A 7201-nucleotide genomic window follows, 5' to 3' on the forward strand; every position below is an offset into this window, starting at 1 on the left:
GGCCATAACTTAGTGCCATTACTAAAAATGCCGCAACTATGAAGAAGCTTCTTTACATCACGCTTGTTGCAATGTTAACCGCGTTCAGCCAGAAGGGCCGGGCACAATCTGAATGCAACATTCCTACTGCTTTTGCGCAGCTTGATATCAACAACGTCAGAGCCAATTACTACAACAACGGATTTCAGTGGAATACACGACAAATCGGTCGTCCGGGTTATGAAGTTCCCAAGGGCGACAATACACATTCCATCTTTTCGGGCCGTATTGTTTTAGGAGGATTCAACCAATGGGGCGAATTAAGGGTAACAGCATCTATATTTCATCTTACTCTGAATGAAGAGTCGTTTAGAGCGGGGCCGATGAACAATACTTCACCGGGCAATTTTGTAACCGCGGATTGTGATGCATACGACCATATTTACAAGGTGAATCGCAGCGAAGTAGAGCTTCACAGGTTGTATTTTTCGATGCTCGCTGAAAACAATGGCATACCTCCAACCACGCCACCCTTTACCAATGGCTACGAAATTCCGGATGACATTCTCAACTGGCCTGCCGTGGCGGAGGTAATTCCCGGGCAGCCTCAGGCATTGGCTCCTTTTTTCGACAATGATTGCTGTGGCGGCACCCCCGGAGTATACGAACCAGAGCTGGGTGATTATCCCGCCTTTCGGTTTCCCGACAATGAAGACGAATTCGATTGCGAGGTGCATCTTCTGGGCGATCAGGTGCTGTGGTGGGTGAATAGTAATAGTGAAGATGGAGCCATCGGTAACCAGGAATTTGACATGCTCGCAACCGGTGTGGAAGTGCACAACATGGCCTATGCCTTTATCACCAATGACCACATCAACAACACAACCTTTCTCCGTCAAACCCTGATCAATCGCTCAGGCTGGCAGTACAGCGATATGTATTTCGGAAAGCACATTAGATCGCATCTAGGTAGTCCATCGAATGATTATGTTCAAAAACATGTGGAAAGGGGAATGTCATACTACTGCAACGGTCACCTTGTGGACGAAGATAATCTCGGGGCTGTGGGTTATGGATTTGCGCCACCCGCCATAGGATTTACCTGGGTGGGAGGACCACTGGCCGATGAAAACGATGGCATAGACAACAACTTCAACGGCATTGTGGATGAACCCGGTGAACGACTGAGGATGTATCACAGTATTTACCACAATAGCAATACTGGGCCGATTGGCACGCGCCCCCCCCAAACAGCTGAGCAATATTACAACTACCTCACAGGGCATTGGCGCGATGGCACACCATTGACCTATGGGGGTACGGGCTACAACCCCAATGACCCTGATGCCGTACCTTGTCTTATCCATTTTCCCGGTGACTCTGACCCATTGCTGATCAATACCAATGGTGTACAGGTAGAGCCATGGACGGAATTGACTGAATTATATGCTCCCGGTACCCGTCGTCATATCATGAGTAGCGGCCCTTTCAGTATGGCGCCCGATGAAGCAAAGGTTTTTACCATGGCCATACCATGGGCCAGGGATTTACAATGCGAGGAAGTGCCGTGCTCTATTGAGCTGCTTTACGAAGCCAATGACCTTGCACAGGAGCTTCATGACAATTGCTACGATTTTCCCTGTGCGGTTATAGACGCTGCATTCGAAATAAGCATTGAATCGGGGAGTGCCTTTTTCTCAAGCCCCATAACCAGCGGTGTGAGTTACACCTGGACCTTTGGCGATGGCGAGTCATTCACCTCCGACCACCCCTTTGCCAGCCATCAGTACGAGCAGCCCGGAGATATTGAGGTATGTCTTGAGATTGATTTTGGATGTGGCACTTCATCAACCTGTCAGTCCATCGGTTCAATGATGTGCGACATGATGACCGGCCCTGAACTCACCCAAATAGAAGGAACCGGAAATACCCAGCACTTTTTTGAGCTTACCGATGAAACCATCGACCAGATACTTGCCAACGACAGTAATATGGTTATCCATCCTACATACAAAAAAGGAAAGGGCCCTGTAAAAGTGCTGGTGTACAATTTCGAGGCGTTGGTTGAAGGAGAATACACCCTGATGTTTGATGGAACGGAGCCACACTCCAACTGGAAAATGTTTATCAATGGCGGATTGGACACGGTGCACAGCGAAGTTCCCATCGCCATTACAAACAGCCAATTCATTGAAGAATGGGGCCTGATGGTGAGTGTGGATGCACATACCGACAACGAGTCATCGGCACCCATTGGGGCGCAACTTCTATTTGAAGACAGCAACAATCCATGGCTGGGGCATGTGGAGGATACCGATGATTTCACATACCAAAACTGGATCAGGGAGGGCACTATCAGCTTTTCTTGTTCAGGATTAAGTAGTTCACCTTGCTTTTATATGGACAGTCTTCAAACCATCATAGAGCCCTGTGTTTTTAATTCTATGCAGCCAAATACGCTTGGCGATGTTCCTTTTAAATCGTTGGTTAATGGAGGATGGGGCCCCAGTCATTACGTTAGGAAGTTTTCGGTTTGCCATCCCTTTTTTAACGCTGGAGTGCAGCTTTCTGTGCCGCATACCTTGCCCGGAAATGTGCGAAACGTAGATGTTGTTCTTACTCCTGACAAGAGCAAATGGTCGCGTTGTGTGGTGCTCGATTTGAGATACGGAAGCGATGTGGGGTCGCTACCCATCTTCAGAAGTGCTTTGTCTGTTGACAAAAACGGCCGCAACCAAAGCCACCCTGAGTGCAACGTAGAGGAGGCCACCTACTTTGGCCAGCAAACCGACGCCTCCGGGATGAGCTATGGAATGGGATGGTTTCCCGGATACGCCATTGATGTGAATACGGGCAAAAGGCTGAATATAATTTTCGGCGAAAATCCTGATTTGACTGACGATAACGGAAATGACATGATTTGGAACCCAACATCCACCATGTGGAACAGTGACGGATCGCCATCTTTCGGAGGTGCACATGCCATTACCGTATTGAGCGCTCATTTCATGGGGCAGGGAAATGAAACCCATTCTATGGCTGAATACGACGGCTGCCAGCAAATACACAACGCCGGTAGCCAGTCGCCCTCTCTGATTTCCGCTTTGCAACGCCGTCAGCAATGGACAGGCCTGCCCCTTTTAAACGAGGGCTTTGAGCTGTTGCCCATTGAAGAAGGGCTCATTCCCGCCAAAACCACCATTCAGCTCAGGTTAAGGCACCGCTATCAAAACCAATTGCCCGGTCCGGTCAATATCAACAACGGAAATCCTTTGTACAACTTCAGTATCAACATTGATGACCTCACATCTGATGTTTCGGAAATGCAACCTCGGCCCGAAATGTTGCTCTATCCTAACCCCTCACGCGGAAGATTGCATGTGCAGTTTTCAAACTTCGCTCGTCCATCTGGAGAGCTTATGGTTTTTTCGGTGAGCGGCAAGCTGGTTAAGCGCGTTCGTTCTGATTTTATCGGAGAGCAAATCCTGGATATGGGTGATCTGCCCTCGGGGATGTACATCCTGCGGGCGGGCAGCCAAGATGGCGGCGAAGCACTTTACAAGCGATTTGTGGTGGTGAATTAGAGGCCTTTGGCGAATACTGATGGCAATCTGTATTACGGCTGCAATGCAGTTGATTACATTCGGTTTTTCATGGCTTAACCGTCAGCTTCAGACTTTCCTTATACCCGCGAAAACTTCAAAAAATCAATAAATTCGAGCGCCGTATTGTTTTTTGCCTACCTTTGCATCATTATTCATTATTTATTTTTTTGTCATGAACAACGGAACAGTAAAGTTCTTCAATGATTCCAAAGGATACGGATTCATCAAGGACACAGACAATGACACCGAGTACTTTGTACACGTAACAGGTCTCATTGATGAGGTAAGGGAAAACGACTCAGTTACCTTTGATCTCAAAGAAGGAAGAAAAGGATTGAACGCGGTAAACGTGAAACTAGCATAAGTTTAGCCCATCTAATTTTTTCGAAAAAGGCTGCCCCAAGGCAGCCTTTTTTTTTGCCCCTGAGCAACCTAAAGTTAATTTTCCGTTTTAAGGTTGCATTAAAATTTCCCCACCAATACCTTAATTTAGCCGACCAACCTCATTTTTTTCCTGACTATTTTCGCTTAAGCTCTTGACAAGTGAGTTAACTTGCCATACTTTAGCCGAAAATTTCAGGTAATTCATCGGCCTTTTCGACTGATTTACCGAATCAAAAAGATTGATTTACAGAACACATTCAACTCAGCAAGTAACAAATAATGACCCCAATCAAATGGGCCAATTCACTTCAAAATTCACCCAATCCAATTCGTTATGACAACAGATTTACCCTGTAACACAAGTTGGCAAACACGAACACTGAGCTTAAAAATCCTCTTCGGGATTTTTATGTTCTCGTTTTTCAGTTTGCACATCCACGCTGTGGAGACCAACCCTTGCGAAGACTCATCCGTAACGGAGCACTGCGATATCTTTGCCTATGCTCCTGGAAGCCACGCCTTGTGGCTGCCTGATTTGCCCGGCGGAAGTAGCGATTTCGTTTTTGACCACAATGGTGGCCAATTTATCGTTTACGACGACGGAACCGCTCACATAATCGGAGTAGCAAAGCGAACCACGAACGCCAACCAGAAATGGGAAGTGAGCGTTTGGCTCAAAAACAAGCGCACATGGGCTGAGTGGTCGGCGCTTGGTCGTAGCTTTAAAGATGAGCAGAACTTCAATACCGGCGAGCACGTAAACTGGCATTATTACGAAATGGATAATGACAACGCAGTTCTCACAGGATTGGGAGATTACGCTGGTCAAACCATCGAGCTTCAGCACATGCCCGCCGACTTTACATACGGTTTTCAGGTGGGGCTCGGAGCAAACTCAAAGAACCTCGAGTTTGGTTTTAGCGGGTGGTTCACGCATTCAGGTGATTTTTCTGGAATCGGAGACTTTAACGTCAACGCCAGTTGTACCGAGTGTCCTCAGTTTTTTTGCGAAATTTTTGCCGAATGCTCGGGCAGTGATGTAACAACCTTTGGTGGAAATGATGGTACCCTGACTGCGTTGGTAGATGGTTCTACCAACTTTTCTGTTGAATGGACCGGCCCCAATGGGTTTTCTGCAAGTGCGCAAAGCATTACCAACCTCTTTGCAGGTTGCTACATGGCGGTGATTACGGATCTGGATGATCCAAGCTGCACAACGACTCTTGAGTGTGCAGTTGCTCAGCCTGCCGATTGCGAGGAAGGACCATACCGCACACAAACTCCAGGTGGCTGGGGGGCTCCTGCTGCCGGAGACAACCCGGGCGCATATCGCGATGCCAATTTTTCCGGCGCATTCCCTGCCGGACTCACTGTTGGGTGCCCAGGTGGATTTACCCTAACACTTACTTCGGCTTCTGCTGTTCAGGATTTCCTTCCTTCCGGTGGAACTCCTGCTGCCCTGACCATGAACTACACCGATCCGGGTAACACACTTAGCAATACTTTTGCCAGCCACATCGTGGCCCTTACGCTGAGTGTAGGTTTTGATGTGTACGACCCCAATTTTGCCAATCCCGATTTCCTTCTACAGGACCTGCTCATCCTTTCAGGCGACTTTGCCGGAATGACAGTTTCCGACTTTTTGGAGTTGGCGAATAATGTTTTTGGAGGCTGCGACAATAGCTTTACAGCTAACCAAATTTACGAAACACTTGCCGCTATCAACGAGAGCTATGTGGACGGCCAGGATACGGGTAGCATACTTGGATGTGCTCCACAGCCTGACTGCCCTGTAGGTGACCTCGCTGTGTTCTGTTTTGATATCGCACTGGTAGAATTGGATTGCAATGATTCAACTGATCCTGAATTTACCGGTTTCCCTGTTTTTCAGGACCCTTACAATGGAGACCCCAATTGTCCTGAAATTGTTGGGCTTACCTATGAAGACGAAATCAACGGAAGCTGTCCGACTGTAATCACCAGAACATGGACCCTTTCTGACAGTGATGGAAATACAGCAACCTGTGAGCAAACCATCACCATCAATGATACTGAAGCCCCCACTTTCGACAACTTCCCTGAAGACCTCGAAGTAGAATGTCCGGACGATGTGCCCGCATTGGGTACCATTACAGCTTCTGACAACTGCACCGAAGATGTAAATGTCGTATGCACTGAAAGCTTCCAGTCCGACCAGCTGAGCACCGTATGCGAGTTGATTGACATGGACTGGGCTGGAGAGCCTGCACCGCGCATTGGTTGGTTGCAGCAAATGCCCGGAACCGTAAACCCAGGCAAAAACCTCTTTGCGCTTGAAAGCGGTGCTTTTGAGCAGTTCCCAGATGGAACCGCTCACCTTTACGGTGTGATGTCAAGCATTAACAACGACCAGCTTGCATGGGAGTTTGATGTGTGGCTGATCAACGGTTCCAACTGGGATGAGTGGTCAGCTCAGGGACGCACCTACAAGGATACCCAGGACATCACCGGCGACAACTACCTTGACTGGATGTACTACGAAGTAGATCCTACACAGTCAACGCTCACGGGTATTCGCGATTACGCTGGCTCACTGCTGACCCTTACACATGCGCCACCGAGCTACCTCTACGGTTTCCAGGTTGGTCAAAACTCCAACATCTTTACCGAGACTTTCGGTCTGTCTGGCTGGTTCTACTTTACTGGTGACATTCACTACAATGGTGATGTTTACCCACGTGATGGTGTAATGGGCGACTTTAATCTCGACCTCGATTGTGAAGAACCCAATTTCGAAAACGAGTGCGTGTACACCATTACTCGTACCTGCACAGCCACCGACGATTGTGGCAATACAACCACTGAAACCCAAACGATCCTGGTAGAAGACACCACACCTCCCGTGATTACTTGTCCGGAAGACTTGACTGTTGAGTGCTTCGAAAATGTTCCCGAAGCGGACACCGAACTCGTAGATGCCTTTGACAACTGCAGTGATGTTTTGATCACGTGGGAAGGTGATGAAGTAGTAGGTGGCTTCTGCGAGGGGCAAGTGCTACGTACTTACCGCGCAACCGACGAATGTGGAAACTACGCTGAATGCATTCAAACCATCAACTACTTTACCTCTGCGCCGGTTGTTGAACCAGTGGCGGACGTAGAACTGGAAGAATGCAATGCCGAGTGGCCCGAACTCACCACTACCTACACCTCCAACTGCTTCGGAGCAGGTGAGATTACCGGTGTTCCCGGTG

3 protein-coding genes are annotated in these 7201 nt (G+C 48.3%); all 3 read left to right on the forward strand.

Annotated elements, in window-relative coordinates:
* The first annotated feature begins 38 nt into the window (after positions 1-38).
* Positions 39-3563: a T9SS C-terminal target domain-containing protein gene (locus tag EA392_01285; protein ID TVR41633.1), complete on the forward strand. Its 3525-nt coding sequence runs from the start codon at positions 39-41 to the stop codon at positions 3561-3563.
* A gap of 193 nt (positions 3564-3756) precedes the next feature.
* Positions 3757-3948 carry a cold shock domain-containing protein gene (locus tag EA392_01290; protein ID TVR41634.1) on the forward strand — a complete coding sequence of 64 codons (192 nt, stop codon included), beginning with the start codon at positions 3757-3759 and terminating at the stop codon, positions 3946-3948.
* A 429-nt stretch (positions 3949-4377) separates the two neighbouring features.
* A partial coding sequence (locus EA392_01295; protein ID TVR41635.1) for a hypothetical protein occupies positions 4378-7201 on the forward strand: 2824 nt, incomplete at its 3' end.

Source organism: Cryomorphaceae bacterium (assembly GCA_007695365.1).
GTDB lineage: Bacteria > Bacteroidota > Bacteroidia > Flavobacteriales_D > SKUL01 > SKUL01.

Coding starts and splice junctions, on each gene's coding strand:
- EA392_01285 (TVR41633.1), top strand. CDS start 39: ATGAAGAAGCTTCTTTACATCACGCTTGTTGCAATGTTAACCGCGTTC.
- EA392_01290 (TVR41634.1), top strand. CDS start 3,757: ATGAACAACGGAACAGTAAAGTTCTTCAATGATTCCAAAGGATACGGA.